Below are 25,982 nucleotides of genomic sequence, written 5' to 3'. Positions count from 1 at the left end.
GATCCTTCAGGCTGGGTGCCGGATTGCCTTGGGGGATTGCATTGAGTCCGTTTATTTCAGTCGAAACCATCGAAACTATTCTTCCCTTCATCGCGATCGGCTTTGCCGCGCAAATGGTGGATGGCGCCTTGGGAATGGCGTTCGGCGTGATCTCGAACTCGCTGCTGCTGTTCCTCGGCGTGCCGCCAGCCGCAGCGTCGGCGGGGGTGCATACGGTCGAAACCTTCACCACCGCCGTCTCCGGTATCAGCCATGCGATCCACCGCAATGTGAACTGGAAACTGTTCTTCCGGCTGATGATCCCAGGCGTGATCGGCGGCGTTCTCGGTGCCTATGTCCTGTCGAATATCGACGCGAGCACCGCGAAGCCATTCATCCTGGTCTATCTGACCGGTATCGGCGTGTACCTGCTGTTCCGCGCGCTGCGCTATCCGCCGCGCGAGCGTGAGCCCAAGATCGTGGAGCCGCTCGGACTGATCGGCGGCTTTCTCGATGCGGCGGGCGGCGGCGGCTGGGGCCCGGTCGTGACCTCCAACCTGCTCGTCCAGGGCGCAAGCCCGCGCATGACTGTTGGCACGGTCAATACCGCGGAATTCTTTCTCACCGCGACGATCTCGGCGACGTTCATCAGCCAATTGGGCCTGGAGGCCTTCACCCTGGCGACGGTCGGCCTGCTGATCGGCGGCGTGATCGCAGCACCGTTCGGCGCGATGCTCGCCAAGCGCGTCCCAGCCAAGACGCTGATGTTCCTGGTCGGCATCATCCTGACGCTCACCAGCCTGTTCAACCTGTACCGGGCGCTCCACTAGGCGTGTTCAGACGATGGGACGGTGCCGGCCGGCACCGTCCCATCGGCGTCAGTTCACCGCTGCATGGACTGTGGCAACGGCCTTCAGCACCGCGCCGATGCGCACGGCGGTCTGGATCGCTTCGGCCGAGGCACCGGCCTTCTTGAGCACTTGCTCATGGCTGTCGATGCACATGCCGCAACCGTTCATCGCCGACACGGCGAGGCTGAACAGTTCGAAATCGACCTTGTCGATCCCTGGCTGGCCAATCACGTTCATGCGCAGCTTGGCCGGCATACGTTGATATTCGTCATTCCCGGCAAGGTGCGTGAAGCGGTAATAGACATTGTTCATCGCCATCACCGCCGCCGCCGCGCGTGCCGCATTGGCCGCCTCGGGCGAGAGCTTGCCGGCGGTCTCGGCCTCGGTCACATCGACCAGCGGCTTATAGCCGGTGGCGTGCGCGCAGGCGAGCAGCAGGCCGAACTTCTGCTGGTCGGGCAAATGCTGCTCATTAAGCAGCGATCCGACATTGAGGCGAATGTCCTTGGCGAAGTCGGGCAGCGTGCCCGCAAAATCCTTGAGCGACATGGGGATCTCCAGTCAAAATAAAGGGCGCGAGGCCGCATGGCCCCGCGCCCCTCGAACGCTACGGCGCTTAAGCGGCCAGCTTCAGGACGTCGTCGCCCTTGTTCCAGTTGCACGGGCACAGCTCGTCGGTCTGCAGCGCGTCGAGCACGCGCAGCGTCTCGGCGGGGTTGCGGCCGACGTTCAGGCCGTTGACCTGCACCGCCTGGATCACATTGTCCGGATCGATGATGAAGGTCGCGCGGAACGCGACATGCTCGTTCTGGTCGAGAATGCCGAGTGCCGAGGCAAGCACTGCGCCATTGTCGGCGATCCACGGGAAATCGGCGGCAGCGAGGTCGGGATCCGACTTGCGCCAGGCGAGGTGGACGTGCGCGGTGTCGGTCGAGGCGCCGATCAGCACGGCGTCGCGATCAGCGAAATCGTCCTTCAGGCCGGCATAGCCGACGATCTCGGTCGGGCACACGAAGGTGAAGTCCTTCGGCCAGTAGAACAGCACCTTCCACTTACCCGGGAAGCTGTCCTGGCTGAGCGTTTCGCCAGCCGGAAGGGCGTCCACGCCCTGCTGGACGGGAACGGTGAAATCGGGGAGCGTGTCGCCGATGGTGAGCATTAATGGCCTCCTCAAGGAAATGGGTCGGCCGTCCGGACATCCTCGCACCGGGGCGTTAGCCGCCCTCTTCGCTGCGCTGCACATAAGCACTGGCTTTTAATCGATCAAGCAGGTTATTCTGGCCACCTTGATCGATTGAGGCAATCAATGGCCACCTACCTGCCAACCTTGAAACAGCTGCAATATCTCGTTGCATTACAGGATCATGGCCATTTCGGGCGCGCCGCCGAAGCCTGTTTCGTCACGCAATCGACACTGTCGGCCGGCATCCGCGAGCTCGAGACATTGATCGGCGTGGTACTGGTAGAGCGGACGCGACGCGTCGTGCGCTTCACCCCGCTCGGCGATCGAATCGCCGACAAGGCGCGCCGCGTGCTGCGCGAGGCAGAGGAGCTGGGCGACCTCGCCCGCGCCGCCGGACGGCCGCTGTCGGGGGAAATGCGCATGAGCGTCATTCCGACGATCGCGCCGTTCATGCTGCCGCGCATCCTGCCGCGTCTGCGCCGCGACTATCCCGACCTCAAATTGTTCCTGCGCGAAGAGCCCAGCGGCACCGCCTGCGAAGGCCTGCATCATGGCCGCACCGATTGCGTGTTGCTCGCCCTCCCCTATGCTTGCGGCGAAGTGTCGAGCGAATTCCTGTTCGACGACCGGCTGTTCGTCGCCGGCCCCGAGTCCGAACTCGGCAGTTCGTCACTCACCATACGCGCCGCCGATATCGATGAAACCCGGCTGTTGCTGCTCGAGGACGGACATTGCCTGAAGGACCATGCGCTCGCCGCGTGCAACCGCCCCGAACTGCGCGCCGAAGCGACGATGCTCGGCACCTCGCTGCACACCATTGTGCAGATGGTCGACAATGGACTGGGCGTGACGATGCTGCCCGAAATGGCACTGAAGGCCGGAATTCTCGATCATACCGGCTTGACAGCCCGGGCGCTCGACGCTGAAAATCCGTCACGCCAGATCGCTTTGGTCTGGCGGCGCGCAAGCCCGCGCGAGAAGGATTTCCGCCTGCTCGCGAATGTGCTTGCCGAGGTGCACTGAGCGGCCCGCACGACGGACGGCGGAACCCATTTGTGTGCTGAATCGTACATTTACCGCGTGCCGGACCCGGCACGACACGGTTTACAAGTTGGAGAGACAGATGAATTGCTTTGCCAAACTTCCTTTGGCGGCGCTTGCCGGCGCGCTTTCAATGACCGCCATGACCGCCACTGCCGCCCCGTTGCAGGATACGGCAACCTCGGCCCAGACGACTTCGGCTCAGGCAGCAACGGCCGCACCAGCGGCGGCACAACCGGCCAATCCGGCTGTCGGTGGCGCGGCGATGGATGCCACCAAGACGATCGTCGACAACGCCTCCACCGCACCCAATCTGAGCACCCTCGTCTCCGCCGTGAAGGCCGCCGACCTGACCACCACGCTGTCGGGCCCGGGTCCGTTCACCGTCTTTGCGCCGACCAATGACGCGTTCAGCCGCCTCGCGCCGGGCACGGTCGACACGCTGCTCAAGCCGGAAAACAAGGCGACCCTGGTCAAGGTCCTGACCTATCATGTCGTGCCCGGCACGATCACCGGCGCGCAATTGCTGGCGCAGATCGACGCGGGCGGCGGCAAGGTCGTGCTGAAAACGGTCGAAGGCGAACCGCTGACCGTGTCCAAGGAAGGACAGGCCGTGGCGCTGGTCGATGTCAACGGCAACAAGAGCTATATCGAAGTGCCCGATGTCCGTCAGTCGAACGGCGTCGTCCATGTCGTCAACGGCGTGGTCCTGCCCAAGCTGAACTGATTCAGCCCGGCTCCTGCCACCGCGCGGCGGCGTCATCGTCGCTGCCGCGCGGTTCGACCCACCGACTGTCCGCCCCCCGGCTTTCCCGTTTCCAGAACGGCGCGTCGGTCTTCAGCCGGTCGATCAGGAAAGCGCAGGCCTCCAGCGCCGGTGCACGGTGCGTCGCGGCGACGCCGACAAAGACGATCCGTTCGCCCGGATACATCACCCCGACACGGTGGATCACCGTGACCGCCAGCAGCGACCAGCGCTGCGCCGCCCGCTCGGCCAGAGCCAGCAACGCCGCATCGGTCGCACCGGGATAATGTTCGAGTTCCAGCGCGCTGACCCCGTCATCGGCGCGGACCAGCCCGGCAAAGGTTGCGATCCCCCCTGCCCCCGGCACTTCGATCGCGGCCAGTTCCTGCGCGAGATCGATCGGGTCGGTCTGGACGGCGGCGCGGATCATCCGCCGGTCACCGGCGGAAAGATCGCCACTTCGCGCGGCGTGCCGAGCGGTGCGTCGAGCGCCACGAAGACCTGATCCACGGCCGCTCGCAGCCGGCTGCGATCGGCAAAGGCGCCGGCATGTCCTTCACTGCGGGTAGCAAGCCAGTCGATCAGCTGCGCGATCGTCGCGACCGACTCCGGCGGATCGACGCGCTCCTGCCCGACACCGATCGCTTCGCGCACCCAGGCGAAATACAGCATCTCGATCGCCACGGCTCAATCCATATGCTTCAGGCCGACGCGCAGATAATCCCAGCCCGTCACCAGAGTGAGCGCCGCGGCGCCCCACAGTGCCGCGAGGCTGACAGTCTGCACCCAGGGCCAGCCCGGCAGCCCGCCGCCGAGGATCAGCCCGCCAAGCGCAATCAGCTGCAGCGTCGTCTTCCACTTGGCGAGCTGCGACACCGGCACCGATACCTGCAACTGCGCCAGGAACTCGCGCAGGCCCGACACCGCGATCTCGCGCAGCAGAATGACCAGTGCGGCGACCTGGTGAATGCCGGTGATCACCGCCGGGCTGCTGTCGCGCGTGCCGACCAGCAGCAGGATGACCGCCGCGACCATGATCTTGTCGGCGATCGGATCAAGGAACACGCCAAGCTTCGACACGGTGCCCTGTGCGCGGGCGAGATAGCCGTCGAAATAATCGGTCACGCCCATCAGGCAATACAGTATGAACCCGGCGAGATAGCCGGCTGGCCAGCCCGGCCACCACAGGAACCATGCCAGCAGCGGCACCGCGACGATTCGCGAGAGAGTAAGCAGGTTGGGCAGCGTGAGCATGTGATCGCTCTAGACCTGCCTACGCCCCCGGGAAACCCCAAGGCAGACGCGCGAGATGGAACGGAATGACACGGCCATGCGTCAGGAAGAGGCGCCAATGATAAGCGGTTGCCGCTCCGCCACCGCCTCGTCTATGTCGCGACACTGTTTCGCCACAAACCCAATCACTAACCCCAATCACTAACAGGGCCGGATTAGACCATGCTCACTGCGCTCGGGTTGCTGAAAGAGCGCCGTTTTCTGCCCCTGTTCACCACTCAGTTCCTCGGGGCGTTCAACGACAATCTGTTCAAGACCTCGATGGTCCTGTTCGCGACCTACCAAATCTTCAACGACCCGGCGACCGAATCGAACTTCAACGCGCTGGCCACTGGTCTCAGCATCATTTCCTTCTTCCTGCTCTCGGCGCTGTCCGGCCAGCTCGCCGACACGACCGACAAGGCGAAGATCATCCGCATCGTGAAGACGGCGGAGATCCTGATCATGCTGCTCGGTGCCGCTGGGCTGCTGATCGCCAAGGCCGGGCACACTGGTATCGGCATGTTCATGATGCTCGCGGCAGTGTTCGCGCTGGGCATCCATTCGACCTTTTTCGGGCCGATCAAATACGCCATCCTGCCGCAGCATCTGAAACCCGAAGAAGTGCTTGGCGGCACCGGCCTGGTCGAAGCCGGCACCTATCTCGCCATCCTGATGGGGACCGTGGTTGCCGGCTGGATCTCGGCCGAAGGCGCGGCGGTGACCGTGCTGGTGGTCGCGCTGATCGGCTGGTTCTCGGGGCGGCAGGTACCGCCGGCGCCGCGCGAGGGCGCCGTGCTCAAGCTCAACTACAACCCCTTCACCGCCTCATGGCGGCTGATCGCGGCGACGATGCACATCCCGCGCCTGTTCCTGGCGATCTGCGCAATCTCCTTTTTCTGGACGATCGGCTCGGTGCTGATCATCGTCTTTCCGCCGCTGGTGAAGAATGTTCTAACCGCCGACGAACGCGTCGCCAGCATGGTCATCGCGATCTTCTCGGTCGGTGTCGCGATCGGATCGGTGATCATCAACTCGATGCTGAAGGGCAAGATCTCGGCGAAATATTCCCCCGTCTCGGTCATCGCGATGGGCGGCTTCGTCGTGGTCTTCTCGCTGCTCGCCCGGTCCTGGGTGCCGGCCGCTGACGGCCATCTCTACGGCATCGTGGAATTCATCACCCAGCCGCGCTCGATCCCGGTGATCCTGTCACTGCTGGCGATCGCGATCACCGGCGGCATGTTCGTCGTGCCGCTCTATGCCTTTCTCACCACCACGGTGACCAAGGACCAGACCGCGCGCACGGTCGCGGCGAACAATGTCGTCAATTCCGGCGCGATGACGGTTGGCGCATTCACCGTGCTGTTCCTGATCTGGCTTGGCGTCTCGCCCGAGGACATGATGCTGCTGGTCGCGGGCATGTGCCTGGTCTCGGCGTGGATCGCGCAAAAGCTGCACCTCGCCTGCGATTGACGCATCGGGCGCAGCGCTCCGGCAAGACTGTTTTCGACCCTGAGAAAGAGCGCGCCGATATCAAGTCCGGCGAGCGATGACATGCCGAATCCTGCGCGATGGTCGAATGATTGCTGATGGCCGGACCGCGAAGGACAGGGGAGATATGGGACACCGTATGTGCCGTATCTCTTTCACCGCCGCCCCAACGTGGCAACGCATAATATCCATATATATCAGATACTAATGCGAATTCCACTGAGCAGGAAACTCTATCGCCCGGCCCGGTGCGAGCGGCAGGAGTCGATCAGCCCGAACCGGGTTCGCGCTAGAAAATGAAGCTGTAGATGCAGATGAAAAAGGCAGTGAAGCTCAGCACGAAGAGCTTCAGATCGCCATCTTCATTGCGCAGCCGTTCCGTGTGCCGGGCAGGCGCCAGGGTCCGCCGGAAGGGGTGGCGGGGCGCTGGAGCGCTGGGGGCAAACTGGCTTCGCATGACCAACAGTTAACGCCGCGTTTACGATTTCGGCCAGCGCAACTTATGGTTAAGAAAGTCTTAATTCGGGACGATCGCATATGGCAGTTGCGGCCCGTTGCTGCGCGGTCTAGGCGCATCCGGCAATGTATCCGGCGTCTTACCAATCCTCGTCGGACCGGCGCCGTGCAACCGGCCTGGGGCTGGCGCTGATTGCCCATATCCTGGTCGTGATCGTGCTGGTGAGGCTGGCCCCCGACCCGCCGCCTCCGCCGGAAAAGCCGCGACGGCCCAATGCCTTCCGGCTGCTGCCCGAACCAAAGCCTACCCCGCCCTCGCCGGTGGTCGCCAAGGCCAAGCGCCCGACCGGCGGTGCACCGCCGCCACGCCCGACACCGCCGGCGGAGGCGCATTCGCCGAAACCGCCACAACCGGAAATGCCGTTCCTGATCGGCGGCAAGGAAATGTTCGAAGCCGCCGACCTCTCCAAGCTTCCCAGACACCCCGGCAGCGGCGACGGCAACTCGGCCGGCAAGGACAGCAAGGGCACTTATGGCCCAGGCGAAGGGCCGGGCGGCGAGACGCTCTACAACGCCGAATGGTACCGTGAACCCACCTCCGCCGAGATCAACGGCTATCTGCCGGCCAGCGCCCATCAGACCGGATGGGGCCTGATCGCGTGCAAGACGATCCCGGATTACCGCGTCGAGAATTGCCGCGTGCTCGGCGAATCGCCGCCCGGCTCTGGCCTGGCGCGGGCGATGCGCCAGGCGGCGTGGCAATTCCGGGTCCGGCCGCCGAGAATCAATGGCCGTCCGGTGATCGGCGCCTGGGTGCGCATCCGCTATGACCTGACGATCACTACCGAGAAGCCGTCGAGCCGGCGCCCCATACCGGGCGGCCCGCCGGACGACAGCGAGGATAACGCACCGGGCCAATAGCGCACGCCCGATTCGCCCGGTCACGCGTTCAGCCGTGCCGCACGCACGTCGGTAGAGGCCGATAACGACGCCGTGCGCCATTTTAGCGGCAACCAAAATCCTCCAGCGGAGTAGAACCGGCACTGCAGCGCAACAAAGGATCGCCAATGGCCGGAACCGACATCATGACGCATTCGGCCCTGATCCTGCGGCCGGACCCTGCGCGCACCGTGATCCGGCCCTTCTCGCTCGAGGACCCCGGCCCCTTCCTCGTCAAAGGCCATCCGCGCGCGGAGCGAATCATCGCCCGGGTCATGTCGCTCGATGAGGATGAACTGCGTACCGAGCTCGACCGGGTCATCACCTCACTGTCCGAGCGGCACCGCGATGTCGAGGAGACTCTGCTCCGCCGCTTCGCCGAAGTGGAGGCGCTGACCGACGAGGAGGAGCATCTCGACCGCGATCGATCGTTGCTGATCGGCGCCTATTTCAGCGAGGAATATTCCTTCGAATCCGCCGCCTTGTTCAACCCGTGCATCCTCATGCATCCCGAGCAGTCGGGCCTGGCCGAGGGCACGATCCGCTTCGCCATGTCGCTGCGCGGGATCGGCGAGGGACATGTGTCGTCAGTCACCTTCCGCTGCGGCACCTGGGCCGCCAACGGCCATGTGACGATCGACCCGCCAAGCGCCACCGTGGTCTCGCCGCAGATCGACTCGGTCGATGGCGAAGGCGACGATGCGGTCACTCGCGTCGTTTTCCCGGGCAGCCAGGACCCGTCGGAGACGGTGTTATTCCCGGTCACGCCCAGCCAGCACCAGGGGATCGAGGATCTGCGCATGGTGCGTTTTGTCGAGGACGACGGCAGCGTCCAGTATCTCGGCACCTATACCGCGTTCAGCGGATCGGCGGCGCGCTCCGAACTGCTGCGCGCGCATGACTTCCGCAGCTTCGAAATGCGCCCGCTGCATGGCACCGCGGCCGCGGCCAAGGGCATGGCATTGTTCCCGCGCCGGATCGGCGGGCGCTATGCGATGCTCAGCCGGCAGGACAATGAGAATATCTGGCTGATGTATTCCGACGATCTCTACACCTGGGACGGCGGCGAGAAGATCGTCACGCCGAAATGGTTCTGGGAATTCGTCCAGATGGGCAATTGCGGCTCACCGATCGAGATCGAGGAAGGCTGGCTGCTGCTCACCCACGGCGTCGGCACGGTGCGCAATTATTGTATCGGCGCTTGCCTGCTCGACCGGGACGATCCGTCAAAGGTGATCAAGCGCATGAAGCTGCCTTTGGTCCATCCAAGTCCCAAGGAACGCGACGGCTATGTCCCCAATGTCGTCTATAGCTGTGGCGGGCTGGTCCATGACCGGCGGCTGCTGCTGCCCTATGGCGTGGCGGACAGTTTCACCACTTTTGCCAGCGTGGCGCTCGACGACCTGTTGGCGGTGATGGTGTGAGGTAGCACGGTCTTGCCATGCCTGTACCGGCTCAGCGCGCGCCGGCGAGGTGAGCTTTCAGGAACCGGCTCATGATCGAGAATGCCTGCCGGGATTCGGGCGCGTCGATATAGGCCCAGAACGCGTGCGGCAGCCCGTCGAACACCACCAGATGATTGTCCACGCCCGCAAGTTCGAGCCCGCGGCAGAAATTGGCGGTGTCGCTCATCAGAAAGTCGCGCGTGCTGGTGACGCACAACGTGGGTGGAAAGCCATCCAGCTTGCCCAGCAACGGCGAGGCGATCGGATCGGTCGGCGGTGTGTTGCCGAGATAGAATTTGATCAGCGGCGACAAGTCGACCCTTGGCGATGTCAGCTGTGAATCGCTCTTGCGCGAGAAATCGGCGCCGCCCGCAAACATGCCGAACGCGGCCGGCATGGGCAGCCCCTCCGCCTTGATGCGCGCGATCAGTTCGCCGCCCAGAAAGCCGCCGGCCGAGGTACCGTACACGCCGATCTCGCCCGGCTTGTGGGTCTTCAGCAGGTCGCGATAGACCGCCAGCGCCTGATCCAGCGCAGCGGGGAATTGATGCTCGGGCGACAAGGGGTACAGCACTGCGACAACCGGAATCCCGGTCTCCGCGGCGATCGGGATATTCTCGGTCAGCGACCCGGAATCGCCCATGAACCCGCCGCCATGGAGATTGAGCAGGATGCGCCGGTCGCTGGCCTTTGCGCCGGCCTTTGGCGTGATCAACCGCACCGGGACCCCGGCCATCACCTGCTCGGCGATCTCGACCGCATGGCGCTCACGCTGGCGGGCGCCGAACTCCTTCTGAAACCGGTTCAGGAACGCACGGTTTGCGGGAAGATCGGCCGGCGACGGCTGCGGGTTTTTCTCATTGGCCGCCACTGCGGCGCGCGCTTCCTCGCTGACCGTCGGCGGCAATGGCAGGGTCGACTGGGCGGCGGCATGGCCCGTCAATGAGGCGAGCAGCGCCGCAGCGCCCATCCGGGCCGCGTAGCGATACAGGGTCTTTTTCATCTGAAATACCTCTCCACGGCCTGGTTCCCGGCGCTCAATATCGGATGCGCAGCGACGCGCCGAACATTCGCGGCTCGCCGTAGATCGCGCTGGTGTAGCCGCTGGCATTATATTGCTGGATGATCGCGATCCGGTACGTCTTGTTGGTCAGGTTGGTCGCGAAGAGCGCAAGATCGACATTCTTCGTATCAAGCACATTCTGCCAGTCGATCCGCGCGCCCAGCAGCCCATAACCCTTGATGGTCGAGAAAGGCTGAGTCGGATCGGTGTCGCCGGCGTAGATGCGGTCCTGCCAGCTATAGGTGCCGCGCAGGACGAGATCCCCGAATTGCTTCGGCGTCGGCAGCGTCAGGTTCGCGCCGATGTTGAACTGGTTCTTCGGCGTGAAGACAAAAGGCAGAGCCGACAGGTCGAGCGGCGGCATCGACGGATCGGTGCCGGCGACGAGATATTGGTCGTATTTCGCGTCGGTATAACTGTAGCCGGCGTCGATCGAGAACCAGCGACGGATGCTGACATTGGCTTCCACTTCCATGCCCCTGATCGTGGCGCGGGCGGCATTCTGGATCGCGGTCGCCGTGAACGGCGGAACGATCGCCGGCACGTTTGCGTGAATGTTGCGATATCTGCTGGAATAGCCGGTGACATTGAACCGTCCACGCAATCCCGCGAGCGACCAGGAGGTCTTCAGGCCGACTTCGGTCGTGTTCACGGTTTCCGATTTGAAGCTGTAGAACGGATCGGATGGCGACCCGCCAAAAGCCGCCACGGTCGGATTGAAACCACCCGGCTTGTAGCCGCGCTTGTAATTGGCGAAGATCATGACGTCGCGCCCGATCTTATAGTCCGCGCCGAAGGCGAACGAATCCCCCCGGTCCTTGCCCGATCCCGAAACGCCGCAATTCGGATAGACATTGCCCGGGGGCACAAGGCACGGAGTACCGGCTTGCGGTTCAGGCGGCGGGCGCAGGATTCCGGGATATTGCAGCAAGGTGATGCCGAAGGCGAAATCGTTCCAGGTATAGCGATAGCCAGCGGTCAGATTCAGCCCTTCCAGCGCCGGAACGACTTTGCCGACATCGAAACCGACCTGCCCGAACAGCGCCTTGGAGGTCGACCGGGCGGTGGAGTCGACCTGCGAACTGGTCGCCACGGTCTGCAGATTCTGCGAATAGGTCATGACGCCGCCGGGCGTCAGGTGATCATAATATCCGCCGGCCTGGAACTTCACGAGACCGCCGCCCAGCGTTCCCGACAGGCGCAATTCCTCGGTCAGGTAATTGAAATTCGTATTCCATGTCCCGGGCTTCCAGGCGCCATTCGAATCCTGGATCGGCAAAGGCGTGCCGTCATCGTCGCGGGCGCTGTCGGTACGATAATTGGTATAGCTGAAGATGTTGGTCAGCGTCAGATCGTCGGAGAGATTGAGCGTCGTGCGGTTGATCACGCCGAACTGCCGCGTGCGGTCGCGCGAAATGGCGCTGAGTGCGACATTGCGTACGCCCCTCGCCTGTTGCTGCGCCAGCAGCGGAGTGAGAAACGATGCGAAGACATTCTTGGGATTGGCGGCGATCAGAACGACGCCAGGGCCATTTTCCCGCGAGCCGGCGAACTGGACGACCGTATAATTTTCGAATGAGCCGGACGGCCGGAACAACAGGCTGGCGCGGACCGACCAGGCATTGCGATCGTCATAATCCTTGCCGGTGACGGCATCATGGGTGAAGCCGTTGCGATTGAGCGTCTGGCCGCCGACACGAAACAGCAGCTTGTCATCGACGATCGGGATGTTGACGGCGCCTTCGATATCGAGGCGGCCATAGCTGCCAACCGTGCCCATCACATAGCCTTCGAACTCATTCTTGGGCCGTTGCGGTTCGAACAGGATGGCGCCGCCGGTCGTGTTCTGCCCGAACAGCGTGCCTTGCGGCCCCTTGAGTACCTGCACATTCTGCATATCGAAGAACTGCCCCGGCCCGATCGCGCGGGACGGCGCCTCAGCGAAATAGGCCACCACCGCAGGGCCGCCGCCGGTGCCCGGCGATGTCCGGGTCTCGCGCTGCCCGCGCATCGCGAAGGTCACATTGTTGCGATTGAGATCGGTGGAGAAGTTCAGCGACGGCACCAGCCGCGTCAGGTCCGAGACCATCGTGACATTCTGCTCGCGCAATGTGTCGCCCGAAATAGCCGTGAGCGACATCGGCACGTCCTGCTGGTTCTCGGCGGTCCGCCGCGCGGTGACGATGATGTCGTCATGATAGTCCGGCGCCGGTGCCGCGGCCTCACCGTCGGCAGGTGCGGTCTGCGCGGCAGCCGGCATGGCGGCCAGCACCAACAGCGACGCCGTGAACAGCAAAGTGGTGGAACGATACGACATGCCTGTGGCCCTCTCCCTGGCGAGACGATTCATGCCGTCCCGTTGTTCTGCTCAACCGCACCGGATGCGGTTCTCATCCTGTGCATTACCAGAAATGATATCGATAACAATGGAAAAATGAAATCGATATCATTTCACTGTATCAAGCGGCTGCAGAGCGGACCCGGTGGCCCTAGGGCCGGCCGAACATGAGCTTGCGATAGGCCTCGGTCGCGAAGGGAAGCGCCTCTACCGGCACATTGTCGGTGACGTCGAGCTCGACCTGGCGGTATCCCTTGAGGACGTCGGCATAGGCGCGATCGAGCACCATCGTGCCGTGACCCGGCAGCAGCACATCCCAGCGGACCTTGTCGGGATAGGTGCCGTACCCGGCCAGCTTCCTCAGCGAGGCGAGATAGGCGACATTGTCGGCAAAGGGCGTCGGCTGCGCGGCCAGGCGATAGTCGAACAGGATGGTGTCGCCCCCGAACAGGATGGTCTTTCCGTCGACCTGCAACAGGTAGCAGGTCGATCCCGGCGTGTGGCCGGGCGTATGGATGGCATAAAAGACCTTGTTGCCGAGCTTAAGCGCCTCGCCGTCATCGACCGGCCAGTCGACGCGAAGCGTCGGATAGGCGGCCTGCATGGCGGGCGGCAGGATGTACTTGCCCGTGATCAGCGTGCCCTTTTCGACCGCCGCCACGTCGTCGCGGCCGATCAGGATGCGCGCGCCCAGTTTCTGGAACGATGCGTCTGCCATCGAATGGTCGAAATGCGCATGGGTGTTGATGACCCATTTTATCGTGTCGGTGGAGAAGCCTAGCGCGGCGACATTCTTGAGAATCGCGGCGGTGTTGCTTTCCATTCCCGGGTCGATGATCACCACGCCGTCCGGGCCGGCATCGATCAGATAAACGAGATTGGGTTCGGTGTTGACCAGATAGACGTCCGGCATGATCCGCGCGGGCAAGGACAGTTTCGCCGGGATTGGCGGCCGGTCGAGGCCGAAGCGCTTGAACTGTGCGTCGATCGCCGCCTCCGACGGCCAGGGCTCATCCAGCGGCAATCGCTTGGCCAACTCGCGCCGTTGCCAGGTGTAGCGGTCGTAAATGACCTTCTGCCCTTCCTCCGTCGTTTGAGCCTGGAGCGTCGGACTCTCTTTCCTGGCGGTCGCGTCACTTGCCGGAGCGGGACGCGTCGATGCCCGCCCTGCGCCGGGGCTGGCCATGACAAGTGCCGCTGCCAGGCCCGAAACAACGATCTTTGGATCGACTTTCATGGACGCTCCTCCCGATACCATCTGGCCTTCCTACCGCCGCGCGCGAGTGGTCGATCCAGAAATGATATCGATACCATAACCGGGATGCTGTCGATACAGGTTTCGCCGGGAGGGTAATCATTTCATATTAAGTATCTGAAATACAATGAATTATATGAGCACGCCGTCAAAACGGCCGCATGAGATATCGGACATTCCTGGTGTCCCATATCTCCTGCCTCCCCAGTCAGTCAGGCGGCGCCGGTCCCGAGCCCCATACGCAGCACGGCGCAGATATCCGCATAGGCCGTGACGACGCGCGGAATGGTCAGCGGCAGCGAGAAAAAGCCATGGGGGAGGCCGGGATAGTCCCGCCAGGTGACCGCGACTCCGGCCGTCGCGAGCGCCCGGGCATAGGCTTCACCGTCACGGCGCAGCGGATCGATGCCGGCCGTGATCACGTGCGTCGGCGGACAGACGGCAAGGTGCGGCGCGAGGATCGGCGACGCACGCCAATCGGTCAGATCCTGCTCGTCCGCGATATACTGCGCGCGGCACCACAGCGCTTCCTCGATCGTGAGGCCCAGCGGATCGAACACGTCGTCGGACTCGGGATCGAGGAGCCGCAGATCGGTTGCGGGATAGATAAGGCATTGAAAAACGAAGCGCGGCTGGGATTCTTCGCCGAGCGACAGCGTCGTGACCGCCGCCAGATTGGCGCCGGCGCTCTCGCCGACGATCCCGATCCGGGCGGGATCGCAGCCCAGCACCGCTGCGGACTGCAACGCCCAGCGCGCCGCCTCGACGCAATCGTCCACCGCGGCCGGGAAGCGATGTTCGGGCGCCAGGCGATAGGTGACCGCAAGGACCGCGCAGCCGCTCCCCGCCGCCAGCAGCCGGCACATCTGATCATGCGTCTCGAGATCGCCCCCGACCCATCCGCCGCCATGCACGAACAGGATCAGCGGCGGATGATCGGCGGCGGGGCGATAGAGGCGCAGTGCCAGCGGACCGGCCGGGCCGGCGATCGAAAGATCCTCGCGCGTCAGCTTGGGAAGGTCCGGGCTGGCGAAAGCCCGCGCCATCTTGCGCTGTAGCGCCCGTGCGTCGGCGGCAGTGAAGTCGGCGCCGGGGGCGTCGAGCTTGCCGCCCGACCGGATCGCGGCCCTGATTTCCTCGTCCAGGACCCGCTGGCTCTTGTCCACTTTGCGCTACCCCTCCCCTGTCCCTAGAATAGCTGAGGCCGGGCCGCTTTGCTTAACGCAGAGAATGATGCCGGCGGTTAGAGAGATTGATGGCAAAAAGCGAAATCAGCAACGGCAGCGGCCGGGACATGTCCGGCCGACGCCCGACCATGGGGGATCTGGCCGCGTTGGCCGGCGTGTCGAAGATCACCATCTCCCGGGCGCTGAACGACAGCCCGCTCGTGCGCGCAGCGGTCCGCGAACAGATCCAGCAACTCGCCAGCGCGCACGGCTATCGGCTGAACACCGCGGCCCGAAACCTGCGGCTTCGGCGCAACCACAGCATCACCGCGGCGATCGAGATGATGCCGAGCGCGGATCGCCCGATGTCCGACCCGATCCTCCTCGCAGCACTCGGTGGACTGCTGCAGGTCGCGACCAGCGCGGGCTACCGCGTGATCCTGACCACGCTCGCACAATTGCTGCAGTCGAGGAGCGCGGATTCTGACGGGATCATCCTGCTCGGACAGGGGACCGATCCCGACGCCGTCCGGCGCGTGCGCGCGCTCGACCTGCCGCTGGTCGTCTGGGGCACACCGCGCGACTCCGACGGTGACTGGCTGACGATCGGCAGCGACAATCGCGCGGGCGGACGCCTGATCGGCGAGCATCTGGCATCGCTTGGCCGTCGCCGCATCCTCTTCCTCGGCGACCCGACGCATCCCGAAATCGCCGACCGGCTCGATGCGATCCGGAAGGCATCGGGCGCCGAGGTCGAAGTGCAGCCCTGCGATTTCGGCATCGGGCCGGGGAGTGTTGCGATGAAGGCGGCCCTGGCGCGGGGCTGGCGCGGCGACGCCGTCGCGGCGGCGAGCGATGCGATCGCGCTGGGCGCGCAGACCGCGCTCCAGGAAGCGGGCATTACTGTTCCCGCCGATATCGCAATGACCGGCTATGACGGCATTCCGGCATCTGCCGTCGCTGCGGTTCCCCTGACCACCGTGCGACAGGACTGGGAGCGCGCCGGCGAACTGGTTGGCGCAAAACTGCTGCAATGGCTGGATAACGGCCGGCCGGAAGCGGAGCTTCTGCCGGTCGAACTGATCATACGCGCGTCTACGACCGGCGCCTGATCGCACACGATGCGGACGGCCATTTTCAGGCCGTCCGCGAACGTCACATCAACGCAAGGGCTTGAAGGCCAGCCGCAGATCCTTGGTCAGGGCGTCAGGCTGCTCCCAGGCGGCGAAATGCCCGCCCTTTGCCTGCCTGTTGTAATAGAGCAGGTTCGGGAACGCCTGATCGACCCAGGATTTGGGCGCCTGGTACAGTTCATCCGGAAATGCGCTGACCGCGACCGGAATTTTGATCCCCTTCGGCGCGAAAAAGGCGAACTTGTTCTCCCAGTAGAGACGAGCGGAGGACACCGCCGTGTTGGTCAGCCAGTAGAGCGTGATATTGTCCAGCACATCGTCCTGCGTCAGGCCCTCGCTCTTGCCGTCGAAGACCCGCGCGATCAGTTCATAGCTGCGCGCATCATGATCGAGCATCCAGGATGCAAGGCCGACCGGGGAGTCCTCGATTCCGTACAGGGTCTGTGGCCGATTGGTCATCTCCTGGGCATAGGACAGGCCGTGCTTGTAGAAGAAGTCGAGCTGATCATAGGCGTGCTTCTCATCCGCTGAGAGACCCGCCGGTGCCGGCTGGCCGGCCGCCAGCGCCTTGTCGATCTCGGCCGGGACGGCGCCCGGCATATTGGTATGGATGCCGAGCAGCCCCGGTGCGGCCTGGACCGCCATCTGCTCGGTCACCGCATCACCCCAGTCCCCGCCCTGCGCAACGTAACGCGTATAGCCGAGCCGCTTCATCAGCTCGGTCCACGCACGCGCGATCCGCGCCGGATCCCAGCCAAGTTCGGTCGGCTTTCCGGAGAAACCATAGCCGGGCAGCGACGGAATGATCACATCGAACGCGTCGGACTCCTTGCCGCCATGCGCGGTCGGATTGGTCAGCGGATCGATGACCTTGAGCTGCTCGATGATCGACCCCGGCCAGCCATGAGTGATGATGATCGGCAGCGCTTGCTTGTTCTTCGACCGGACATGGATGAAGTGAATATCCACCCCGTCGATGTTGGTCACGAACTGCGGCAGGGCATTGAGCTTCGCCTCGGCCTTGCGCCAGTCATAATCGGTCGCCCAATGCTGTGCGAGCTTCTGCATCGTCGCGAGCTGCACGCCCTGGGTCGCGTCGCCGACCAGCTCACGGCTCGGCCATTTGGTGGCAAGGACGCGGCGGCGCAGGTCGGCGAGCTGCTCGTCCGTGGCATGGAACTGGAACGGGCGGATCGACGTGTCTTGAGCCGCTGCTGCGGCGGCGGGCGCCGTCACGGTGCTGGTTGCCGAATCCTGCGCCTGGGCCAGAGGTGCGAAGGCGACCACTGCGCCGAGCAATGCCGAAGCCGCAAGCAGCCGCCGGGCAATAGGATTGTTGAGGGACTTCATCATTCATTCTCCTGGTCAGATCGCAAAAAGACCGCATCGGCATTGCCCCGGACGGAGCGTGAAGACCGGCGGCATCTGGTAGATAACTCGCATCCGTTTAAATCGGATGCGAGTTATCTAGTTTGGCCGCGACACACTGTCAATGCACGCGATCTAATCGGATGCGATTTATCTCGGGCTGTGCGAAAGATGCCGGGCGAGCATCGACAGCGCGACAGGCATGATCAGGCGCCGCAAGCCCCCGCGCGTCGGCACTCAGCCAGAACATGCGGCAACGCTCGAGCTCTTGGTCGTACAGCGAAAACCGCACAATTCGGCGACGAGTCGTCGATCACGTAGGTCGCTTTGTTTTTTATGGGATAATTGGCGGAATGAACCGCCAATCTGTATCAAGCGATGAAATCAATCACTTGAAAAATGGTGGAGCCGTGGGGGATCGAACCCCAGACCTCTGCAATGCCATCGCAGCGCTCTCCCAGCTGAGCTACGGCCCCATCCGTTTCAGGCCCTTGGGCCTTGGGAACGTCGCCCTAAACGGGCGACGCTTTGTTGGCAAGCGGGTGAATCACCCATGCCGCATCAAATTTTCATGCCGGCCCGAAAAAATTCCGGGCCGGCAGGCTTATTATGGAAATCCAACCTGGTCGGTTGGTTGGATCAATGCTCGTCCTCGTCGACCGGCGTCTCGACGCCGAGATCGTCGTCGCCGCCCAGATCGACTTCGTCGTCGGGCGAGGGCTCTTCGTCTTCACCGGTGTCCAGATCCTCGTCGTCGCCGGCGAGATCGTCGTCCTTCTTGATGAGTTCAGGCTTGGGCGCGTCGAACGGCAGCGGCTGCTTCGACTTCAGAATCGGCTCGGGATTCCAGGTTGAACCGCATTCGATGCAGGTGACCGGATCCTCGTTGCCGAGGTCATAGAAACGGGTGGCGCATTTCGGACACGATCGCTTCGTGCCCCATTCCGGCTTGATCATGTGCCGCCTAGACCTTTCAAGACTATTTTGAATGCAGCCCTCTTGCGAGGGTAAGCTGGGTTTTGAGGTTCCTCTTTCGAGGGTAGCCTGCAAAGTGGGGCGCGCCTTGCCATAGCGCAAGCGCACTGTCAAAGCGCCGCCCAATGTCGCATGCAAGCCCCCGCCCGCTCGAAATCGCTCACACCGGCCCGCTCACTGGCCGACTCACCGTCCCTGGCGACAAATCGATCAGCCACCGTGCGCTGATGTTGTCGGCGCTCGCGGTCGGTGAAAGCCGAATCACCGGACTGCTGGAAGGCGAGGACGTCCTCGCGACCGCGGCGGCGATGCGCGCGATGGGCGCCGATATCGTGCGCGGCGATGACGGCATCTGGACAGTGAACGGCGTCGGCGTGGGCGGATTGCTCCAGCCCGAACAGGCGCTCGACATGGGCAATTCAGGCACCTCGACCCGGCTGCTGATGGGCCTGGTCTCCAGCCACGGCATTACCGCCACCTTCACTGGCGACGCCTCGCTCTCGGCACGGCCGATGGCGCGCGTGATCGAGCCGCTGTCGACGATGGGTGCGGATATCACCGCCAGCCCGGGCGGGCGCCTGCCGCTGATGGTGCGGGGCATGAACCCGGCGGTGCCGATCCGCTACACGCTTCCCGTCGCGTCGGCACAGGTGAAGTCGGCGATCCTGCTCGCCGGGCTCAACACGCCGGGCATCACGCGCGTGATCGAGCCGGTCGCGACGCGCGACCATAGCGAGCGGATGCTGGCCGGCTTCGGCGCCGAGCTGACGGTCGAGGAAACACCCGAGGGGCGGGTCATCTCGCTGGTCGGCGAGGCCGAACTCAAGCCGCAGCAGATCGTGGTTCCCGGCGACCCCTCCTCCGCCGCCTTCTGGGTGGTCGCGGCAACCATCGTGCCGGGATCGGACGTGGTGGTCGCCAATGTCGGGCTCAACCCGACTCGCGCCGGCATCTTCACCGCGCTGCGCCTGATGGGCGCCGACATCACCGAGGAGAATGCTCGCATCGTCGGGGGCGAGCCGGTCGCCGACCTGCGCGTGCGCCATGCCGCACTGCACGCGATCGAGGTGCCCGCCGACCTCGCGCCGAGCATGATCGATGAATATCCCGTGCTGTTCGTCGCTGCCGCCTGCGCGACCGGGCGCACCGTGGCGCGCGGCACGCATGAGCTGCGCGTCAAGGAATCGGACCGCATTGCCGCGATGGCCGCGGCGCTCGGCGCGATCGGCGTGAAGACCGAGGAATTCGACGACGGCCTGGCGATTGAGGGTAGCGGCGGCGCGCTACTCCACGGCGGCGGCGCGATCGCTTCGCTGCTCGATCACCGTATCGCGATGAGCATGACGGTGGCCGGGCTGGTGTCGACGCGCGGCGTGACGATCGATGATGTCTCGCCAGTCGCAACAAGCTATCCTATGTTCTTCCAGACGCTTGACGAATTGAGAAAGCAGGCGCTGTGACCGGACCCTTGATCATTGCCGTCGACGGGCCCGCCGCATCGGGCAAGGGCACGATCGCGCGCGCGCTGGCGAAGCATTATCGCCTGCCCTATCTCGACACCGGCCTGCTCTACCGCGCGGTCGGCGAAAATGTCCGCCGCCTTGAGCTCGACCCCGAGAAAGAGGCCGATGCGGTCGCTGCGTGCGATTTCGACGATCATCTGCTCGACGACGATGTGCTGCGCTCGGACGACGTCGGCAAGCTCGCCTCGATCGTCTCCGCTCACCCGCTGGTGCGCGCCGCATTGCTGCACCGGCAGCGGCGCTTCGCCCGCCAGCCCGAGGGCGCCGTGCTTGACGGGCGCGACATCGGCACCGTGATCGCGCCGGATGCCAGCGCCAAGCTGTTCGTGCGGGCCACCCCCACGATCCGCGCCCGGCGGCGTCACGCCGAGCTGCGCGAGCGCGGCTCCTCGGTCAGCATCGACCGGGTGCTGGCCGATATCCGCGCCCGCGACCTGCGCGATTCGATGCGCGCCGCCGCCCCGATGGTGCCGGCCAATGACGCCGCCCTGCTCGACACCAGCTTCCTGTCGATCGAGGCCGCGATCAAGCGTGCGATCGAGCTGGTCGAACGCCAGGTCAACCTGAAAGCGGAGAACGCAGCTCACGGCTGAACCGGGTGTGGACGCGGGGCCGATCCCGCCCTGCTCGACACACAGCCGGTAGCCGGAGCGTTCCACCTTGCGTACCCTTGTGCGACCTTGCCTTCCTGCCCTTGTGGCGCTATGTGCGCGTCCGTCCGGCGAGTGGGTGCTCTCGGAGGAAGGCGCGGAGCCATGCTCTCGCGCCCTTTTCGCATTTCAACGCGTCTAGTTCCTCCTGTGCCCGCCCGAACGGATGCCGTGCCGGTATTCGGCTGTCGCGGCGTTTTGGCCAAGACCGCCGGAAACAACCGGCTGGCCGGAAACTGAACTAGGACGTACATATTTTATGGCCACTCAGGCACATCCCACGCGCGACGATTTCGCCGCCATGCTCGAAGAAACGCTCGGCGCCGCCGACAGCTTCGAAGGCCGCGTCGTCAAGGGTACCGTTACCGGAATTGAAAACGACCTCGCCGTCATCGACGTCGGCCTGAAGTCGGAAGGCCGCGTGCCGCTGCGCGAATTCGCAGCGCCGGGCCAGAAGGCCGATCTGAAGATCGGTGACGAAGTCGAAGTCTATGTCGACCGCGTCGAGAACGTCCATGGCGAAGCGATGCTGTCGCGCGACCGCGCACGCCGCGAAGCCGCCTGGGACAAGCTGGAAACCGAATTCGCCAAGACCGCGCGCGTCGAGGGCACGATCTTCGGCCGCGTCAAGGGCGGCTTCACCGTCGACCTGAACGGCGCCGTGGCGTTCCTGCCCGGTTCGCAGGTCGATATCCGCCCGGTCCGCGACGTGACCCCGTTGATGGACATTCCGCAGCCGTTCCAGATCCTGAAGATGGACCGCAAGCGCGGCAACATCGTCGTGTCGCGCCGCGCGATCCTCGAAGAGACTCGCGCAGAACAGCGTTCGGGCCTGATCCTTTCGCTCGCGGAAGGCCAGATCATCGACGGCGTGGTCAAGAACATCACCGATTATGGTGCGTTCGTTGATCTCGGCGGCATTGACGGCCTGCTGCACGTCACCGACCTCAGCTACAAGCGCGTCGGTCACCCGAGCGAAGTGCTGAACATCGGCGACACCGTGAAGGTGCAGATCATCCGCATCAACAAGGACACGCAGCGCATCTCGCTCGGCATGAAGCAGCTCGAGAGCGATCCGTGGGAAGGCGCGATGCAGAAATACCCGGTCGGCGCCAAGCTGTCGGGCCGCGTGACCAACATCACCGAGTACGGCGCATTCGTCGAACTGGAAGCGGGCATCGAAGGCCTGGTTCACGTGTCGGAAATGAGCTGGACCAAGAAGAACGTCCATCCGGGCAAGATCGTCTCGACCTCGCAGGAAGTCGACGTCATCGTGCTCGAGGTCGATCCCGAGAAGCGCCGCATCTCGCTCGGTCTCAAACAGGCGCAAGCCAATCCGTGGGAAGCCTTTGCCGAGGCGCACCCGATCGGTTCGACCGTCGAAGGCGAAGTCAAGAACGCGACCGAATTCGGCCTGTTCATTGGCCTCGACAACGATGTCGACGGCATGGTCCACATGTCGGACATCGCCTGGGGCGTGTCGGGTGAGGACGCCCTCAACCTGCACCGCAAGGGCGAGACGGTTCAGGCCGTCGTGCTCGACATCGACGCCGAGAAGGAGCGCATCTCGCTCGGCATGAAGCAGCTTGAGCGCGGCGCACCCGCGGTCGGCGCGACCGGCGGTGCTGCCGCTGCAAGCGGCGGCGGTTCGGGCGGCCTCAACAAGAACGCGATCGTCACCGTGACCGTGCTCGAAGTCCGCGATGCGGGCCTTGAGGTTCAGGTTGGCGACGATGGCGCGACCGGCTTCATCAAGCGCACCGATCTCGGCCGCGACCGCGACGAGCAGCGTCCGGAGCGTTTCCAGGTCGCGCAGAAGTTCGACGCGATGGTTACCGGCTTCGATCGTTCGAAGAAGCCGACCTTCTCGATCAAGGCGATGCAGATCTCCGAAGAGAAGCAGGCCGTGGCGCAGTATGGCTCGTCCGACTCGGGCGCGTCGCTGGGCGACATCCTCGGTGCGGCGCTCAAGGCGCAGAGCAGCGAGAACAAGAAGTAAGAAATCGGCGGGCGGGAGTGCGATTTTTCGCCTCCCGCCCTACCCGTTTTGAGTGTTTAGTGTCGAATCGGTCCTATCGGTTTGACAAAGATCAGTATATCGTTTCGCAGACGTCCTTTAGGGGATGATTGATCCGGGTCCGTCGAGTACCGCCTTTTGTGGTGCGATCCGCGATCGAGAGGGGAATGAACACGCCATGATCCGATCCGAGCTTGTCGACATGCTGGCCCAGGACAATCCCGATCTCGCGCTGCGCGACATCGAGGCGATCGTCAGCACCTTTTTCGATGAGATTTCGCGCCGCCTGGCCGCCGATGGCCGGGTCGAACTGCGCGGCTTCGGCGCTTTCTCCACCCGCGCCCGCGATGCCCGCACCGGCCGCAACCCGCGCACTGGCGAAACCGTTGATGTGGTCGCCAAACGCGTGCCCTATTTCAAGCCCGGCAAGGAAATGCGCGCACGTCTCAACGTGTGAGCGGTCGGTTTTTTTGAAGAGTTGACGGAATACCTCGCCCGCGCCACCACGGCGCCGTTGCGGACGTGGCGAAATCGGTAGACGCAGGAGACTTAAAATCTCCCTCTTCGGAGTGCGGGTTCGAGTCCCGCCGTCCGCACCATGAATATACAATCCAATAACATGCTATTAAGCCTTTGATTTATTTGAAATAGCATCGCGACGCGCTCACCTTTCACATTTGCGCGGTCGCTCGCGTCGAGGCGCGCTTCAAAATTCCCAGTGTTCGTGACCGCCCTCCCCGGTCCCGGCGCTCTCAGCCCTCAAACTCGAAAACCTTGCCGTCCCCTGCTCGTGCCTGAGTTCGCTCTCCGGCCAAGGTGATCCGTACGGCGGGGCTGACCGCTTTCAGAATGACAGGGCCGTGGACTTCACCTGAGCACAGGCGTGATCAACAGGATTATATCGTATGCGATTAAATCGTACTTGACTCTTATCCGCGACTCGCATATTTAGATCGCATCCGCTTTAATCGGGCGCGATTTTAAACATGAGAAAGGAAAGAACATGACTGCCAAGACCATCTATTCCGGAACCACTCACAATGTCGGTGGCCCCAACGGTTATACCCGCAGCGCCGATGGCTTCCTCGACCTGCAGTTGGCTGACCCGCACCCCGCAGCAGAAAACTTCTTCGGCGCCGCCTGGTCGGGCTGCTTCATGGGCGCGATCGGGGTTGCCGCCGCTCAGAAGAAGGTCAAGCTGCCAGAGGCCCCAAGTGTCGACGCGAAGATCGATCTGTTGATGGAAGGCGCCGAATTCTTCCTGCGCGCCAAGCTCGACGTCACCGTTCCGGGCATCGACATCGAACTGGCCCGAGAGCTGGTTCATCTCGCGCACCAGATCTGCCCCTATTCGAAGGCCACCCGCGGCAACATCGAGGTCGAAGTGACTGTGCTTGAGCCGGCCTTCGCCTGACTTTCAACCAACCAAACACTTCAACCGACCGAACGAACGGCGCCCAGCAATGGGTGCCGTTCGAGCCCTTCCGATTCAATCGGGTACGCTTTAGGTGATGAGCGATATTATATACTGGAAAGCAGGATCGATGGCGCACAACAGAAATCCACGCGAGTCCGCCAAGCTGGGCGAGTTCCTCTGTTTTGCGGTATATTCAGCCAATCTTGCCTTTGGGCGCGCCTATCGGCCGATCCTCGACAAGCTCGGCCTGACCTACACCCAATATGTGACGCTGGTCGCACTGGGCGAGGAGGACGACCAGAGAGTCAGCGATCTGGGCGACAAGCTGTTCCTCGAATCCAACACACTGACCCCGATCCTCAAGAAGCTGGAGCAGTTGGGCCTGGTCGACCGCCGACGCGATCCCGCCGACGAACGCCAGGTCCGCGTCAATGTGACGCCGGCGGGCCGCAAACTGCAGCAACAGGTCGAAAGCAGCGCGCCCCAGCGGATCGAAGCCACGGGCCTGGGGGACGATTTCGCCAAGGTCCAGCAGAGCATCGCCAGGTTGCGCGACAATCTGCTGAGTTCAACCAAGTCATAGTTCGGCTCTTTGCGCCAAGCTCCGCCCCCAGACGGTAATGACGTCTGACCGCGAAAGACGCAGGCACAATCGTCATCGCGACGAGTCGTACGCCCGATAGCGGACAGTCCGCTTCGCATTTTGCCTCAACCGCAGCGCCGTCTCATGTCTCGGCACCGGCACGAAATGTCGGCGGCGTTACCGCCCCACGCCAGGGCGATCGTCGCAATCCACCTCGTCGGCACGAGGTCATTGGCCAACCCAAACGCCAACGGCATCAGCACGAAGAATATATCGCCTGCCGCTTTCCCTTCAATCAGGGTCGGCCAATTGAGAAATAATACGGATAGACGGATCAATAGACGGTAAACCAGTTTTACCACCATTTTGGCTGTAAAATGGACACACACATTAGTAATCTGACATCACCGCAGCCAGAAAATTGTAAAAAACGGACATACACTCCTTCTAAAAATTGAACACTCTCTTCAAATATCACAGAGAATCTTTGGTGATCATTGATGTTGTGTAGATTTTCCTTGTCACACCGGCGATTCTGGTAAAGACTAGTACTCACAAGAAGCGCATTGAAAGTTGCTCAGCCAATTTCGGCGTTTGGCCGGTGTAAACTCTGCTTGGGGGTGGGGGATGTCGCTACAAACTTGTCTGTTGCTCCATCAGTCGTCGAGGGTATTGGCTCGATCGACCGCAAAACCCCGAACCCTGTTGTCCCGGGAGGCGTCTTAACAATCCGCAGAGCATCTCGCGTAATCCGATAGTCTTGGTGTGCCGACAAAATCCCTCATTTCAACGAAGGAAAAAGCGATGAAGACCGAAAAAATGCTCGCACATGACGCAAATACCTCGTCCACCCGCATCGATGCCCTGTTGGGGGGGACGATTTTCGCGAGCGAATTCGCGGGCGCGGCGTTCGATGTTCGGGTCGTCAGCGAAAACGCTGTCGATGCCCCCCAGGGAACTCAGACGAAAACCTGCAAGCCGACGCGCAATCCCTGCTGCAAGGGTCATAGCGAGGAGCCGGCTGCCGGGCATCGTCACGATGCACTTGATCTTCTCAGCGTCTGAGCATCACATGCGGCAGGACAATATGGC

General features: G+C 63.3%; 25 protein-coding genes and 2 tRNA genes. 15 read left to right on the top strand and 12 right to left on the bottom strand.

Annotation, left to right across the window (positions count from 1 at the left end):
• The first annotated feature begins 41 nt into the window (after positions 1-41).
• Positions 42-809, top strand: a complete 768-nt coding sequence (locus ACRECS_RS05585) for a sulfite exporter TauE/SafE family protein (RefSeq protein ID WP_431581964.1) — start codon at positions 42-44, stop codon at positions 807-809.
• A gap of 48 nt (positions 810-857) precedes the next feature.
• Here ACRECS_RS05585 and ACRECS_RS05580 read toward each other — a convergent pair whose 3' ends face one another.
• On the bottom strand, positions 858-1,379 hold the full coding sequence (locus tag ACRECS_RS05580) for a carboxymuconolactone decarboxylase family protein (RefSeq protein WP_187762682.1): 522 nt from the start codon (positions 1,377-1,379) through the stop codon (positions 858-860).
• A 67-nt stretch (positions 1,380-1,446) separates the two neighbouring features.
• Positions 1,447-1,989 carry a peroxiredoxin gene (locus tag ACRECS_RS05575; RefSeq protein WP_431581963.1) on the bottom strand — a complete coding sequence of 181 codons (543 nt, stop codon included), beginning with the start codon at positions 1,987-1,989 and terminating at the stop codon, positions 1,447-1,449.
• A gap of 147 nt (positions 1,990-2,136) precedes the next feature.
• Here ACRECS_RS05575 and ACRECS_RS05570 point away from each other — a divergent pair, with 147 nt between their 5' ends.
• Both ACRECS_RS05570 and ACRECS_RS05565 read left to right on the top strand, forming a co-directional pair.
• A complete protein-coding gene (locus ACRECS_RS05570) occupies positions 2,137-3,036 on the top strand; it encodes a hydrogen peroxide-inducible genes activator (RefSeq protein ID WP_431581962.1) in 900 nt (299 codons plus the stop codon).
• A gap of 100 nt (positions 3,037-3,136) precedes the next feature.
• Positions 3,137-3,781: a fasciclin domain-containing protein gene (locus tag ACRECS_RS05565; protein ID WP_431581961.1), complete on the top strand. Its 645-nt coding sequence runs from the start codon at positions 3,137-3,139 to the stop codon at positions 3,779-3,781.
• A gap of 1 nt (position 3,782) precedes the next feature.
• On the opposite strand, the gene ACRECS_RS05560 is transcribed toward ACRECS_RS05565, so the two are convergent.
• The 3 genes from ACRECS_RS05560 to pgsA are packed head-to-tail and all read right to left on the bottom strand — an operon-like array spanning position 3,783 to position 5,053.
• Positions 3,783-4,229 carry a molybdenum cofactor biosynthesis protein MoaE gene (locus ACRECS_RS05560; RefSeq protein ID WP_431581960.1) on the bottom strand — a complete coding sequence of 149 codons (447 nt, stop codon included), beginning with the start codon at positions 4,227-4,229 and terminating at the stop codon, positions 3,783-3,785.
• Entirely contained in the window at positions 4,226-4,483 is a 258-nt protein-coding gene (gene moaD / locus ACRECS_RS05555; protein ID WP_431581959.1) for a molybdopterin converting factor subunit 1, read from the bottom strand. The genes ACRECS_RS05560 and moaD overlap by 4 nt, the downstream gene beginning before the upstream one ends.
• A gap of 3 nt (positions 4,484-4,486) precedes the next feature.
• Positions 4,487-5,053, bottom strand: coding sequence for a CDP-diacylglycerol--glycerol-3-phosphate 3-phosphatidyltransferase (gene pgsA, locus ACRECS_RS05550; RefSeq protein WP_431581958.1), 567 nt, complete (start codon positions 5,051-5,053; stop codon positions 4,487-4,489).
• A gap of 201 nt (positions 5,054-5,254) precedes the next feature.
• Between pgsA and ACRECS_RS05545 the strand changes: the two genes are divergently transcribed.
• The 3 genes from ACRECS_RS05545 to ACRECS_RS05535 all read left to right on the top strand — a co-directional run bounded on the left by ACRECS_RS05545 (position 5,255) and on the right by ACRECS_RS05535 (position 9,381).
• Positions 5,255-6,544 carry an MFS transporter gene (locus ACRECS_RS05545; RefSeq protein WP_431581957.1) on the top strand — a complete coding sequence of 430 codons (1,290 nt, stop codon included), beginning with the start codon at positions 5,255-5,257 and terminating at the stop codon, positions 6,542-6,544.
• 600 nt (positions 6,545-7,144) lie between these two features.
• Positions 7,145-7,939, top strand: coding sequence for a hypothetical protein (locus ACRECS_RS05540; RefSeq protein ID WP_431581956.1), 795 nt, complete (start codon positions 7,145-7,147; stop codon positions 7,937-7,939).
• Between the two features lie 146 nt (positions 7,940-8,085).
• A complete protein-coding gene (locus tag ACRECS_RS05535; protein ID WP_431581955.1) occupies positions 8,086-9,381 on the top strand; it encodes a glycoside hydrolase family 130 protein in 1,296 nt (431 codons plus the stop codon).
• Between the two features lie 31 nt (positions 9,382-9,412).
• On the opposite strand, the gene ACRECS_RS05530 is transcribed toward ACRECS_RS05535, so the two are convergent.
• From ACRECS_RS05530 to ACRECS_RS05515, 4 genes are all read right to left on the bottom strand, one after another.
• Positions 9,413-10,405 carry an alpha/beta hydrolase gene (locus ACRECS_RS05530; RefSeq protein ID WP_431581954.1) on the bottom strand — a complete coding sequence of 331 codons (993 nt, stop codon included), beginning with the start codon at positions 10,403-10,405 and terminating at the stop codon, positions 9,413-9,415.
• Between the two features lie 34 nt (positions 10,406-10,439).
• Entirely contained in the window at positions 10,440-12,782 is a 2,343-nt protein-coding gene (locus ACRECS_RS05525) for a TonB-dependent receptor (protein WP_431581953.1), read from the bottom strand.
• A gap of 172 nt (positions 12,783-12,954) precedes the next feature.
• On the bottom strand, positions 12,955-14,040 hold the full coding sequence (locus ACRECS_RS05520) for an MBL fold metallo-hydrolase (protein ID WP_431581952.1): 1,086 nt from the start codon (positions 14,038-14,040) through the stop codon (positions 12,955-12,957).
• 230 nt (positions 14,041-14,270) lie between these two features.
• Positions 14,271-15,224, bottom strand: a complete 954-nt coding sequence (locus ACRECS_RS05515; RefSeq protein WP_431581951.1) for an alpha/beta hydrolase — start codon at positions 15,222-15,224, stop codon at positions 14,271-14,273.
• Between the two features lie 89 nt (positions 15,225-15,313).
• Here ACRECS_RS05515 and ACRECS_RS05510 point away from each other — a divergent pair, with 89 nt between their 5' ends.
• On the top strand, positions 15,314-16,336 hold the full coding sequence (locus ACRECS_RS05510; protein WP_431581950.1) for a LacI family DNA-binding transcriptional regulator: 1,023 nt from the start codon (positions 15,314-15,316) through the stop codon (positions 16,334-16,336).
• A 48-nt stretch (positions 16,337-16,384) separates the two neighbouring features.
• On the opposite strand, the gene ACRECS_RS05505 is transcribed toward ACRECS_RS05510, so the two are convergent.
• The 3 genes from ACRECS_RS05505 to ACRECS_RS05495 form a co-directional block, all read right to left on the bottom strand.
• Positions 16,385-17,710 (bottom strand): epoxide hydrolase family protein, encoded by a 1,326-nt coding sequence (locus tag ACRECS_RS05505; protein WP_431581949.1) that lies wholly within the window; start codon positions 17,708-17,710, stop codon positions 16,385-16,387.
• Between the two features lie 415 nt (positions 17,711-18,125).
• A tRNA-Ala gene (locus ACRECS_RS05500) sits at positions 18,126-18,201 on the bottom strand.
• Between the two features lie 163 nt (positions 18,202-18,364).
• Positions 18,365-18,682, bottom strand: a complete 318-nt coding sequence (locus tag ACRECS_RS05495) for an FYDLN acid domain-containing protein (protein WP_034159983.1) — start codon at positions 18,680-18,682, stop codon at positions 18,365-18,367.
• A 143-nt stretch (positions 18,683-18,825) separates the two neighbouring features.
• Between ACRECS_RS05495 and aroA the strand changes: the two genes are divergently transcribed.
• From aroA to ACRECS_RS05455, 8 genes are all read left to right on the top strand, one after another.
• Positions 18,826-20,160, top strand: a complete 1,335-nt coding sequence (gene aroA / locus ACRECS_RS05490) for a 3-phosphoshikimate 1-carboxyvinyltransferase (protein WP_431581948.1) — start codon at positions 18,826-18,828, stop codon at positions 20,158-20,160.
• Positions 20,161-20,168: 8 nt separating this feature from the next.
• Positions 20,169-20,816, top strand: a complete 648-nt coding sequence (cmk, locus tag ACRECS_RS05485) for a (d)CMP kinase (RefSeq protein ID WP_431582036.1) — start codon at positions 20,169-20,171, stop codon at positions 20,814-20,816.
• 316 nt (positions 20,817-21,132) lie between these two features.
• Positions 21,133-22,872: a 30S ribosomal protein S1 gene (rpsA, locus tag ACRECS_RS05480; RefSeq protein WP_431581947.1), complete on the top strand. Its 1,740-nt coding sequence runs from the start codon at positions 21,133-21,135 to the stop codon at positions 22,870-22,872.
• A 196-nt stretch (positions 22,873-23,068) separates the two neighbouring features.
• Positions 23,069-23,347, top strand: a complete 279-nt coding sequence (locus tag ACRECS_RS05475; RefSeq protein ID WP_187762670.1) for an integration host factor subunit beta — start codon at positions 23,069-23,071, stop codon at positions 23,345-23,347.
• Positions 23,348-23,406: 59 nt separating this feature from the next.
• Positions 23,407-23,489, top strand: a tRNA-Leu gene (locus ACRECS_RS05470).
• A gap of 404 nt (positions 23,490-23,893) precedes the next feature.
• Entirely contained in the window at positions 23,894-24,304 is a 411-nt protein-coding gene (locus ACRECS_RS05465; protein WP_431581946.1) for an Ohr family peroxiredoxin, read from the top strand.
• Between the two features lie 130 nt (positions 24,305-24,434).
• Positions 24,435-24,890: a MarR family winged helix-turn-helix transcriptional regulator gene (locus ACRECS_RS05460; RefSeq protein ID WP_431581945.1), complete on the top strand. Its 456-nt coding sequence runs from the start codon at positions 24,435-24,437 to the stop codon at positions 24,888-24,890.
• 804 nt (positions 24,891-25,694) lie between these two features.
• Positions 25,695-25,955: a hypothetical protein gene (locus tag ACRECS_RS05455; protein ID WP_431581944.1), complete on the top strand. Its 261-nt coding sequence runs from the start codon at positions 25,695-25,697 to the stop codon at positions 25,953-25,955.
• Positions 25,956-25,982 lie beyond the last annotated feature (27 nt).

The organism is Sphingomonas sp. (assembly GCF_050725575.1).
Taxonomy (GTDB): domain Bacteria; phylum Pseudomonadota; class Alphaproteobacteria; order Sphingomonadales; family Sphingomonadaceae; genus Sphingomonas.
The sequence above is the reverse complement of the archived record's forward strand: the minus strand, read 5'-3'. Positions and strand labels throughout refer to the sequence as shown.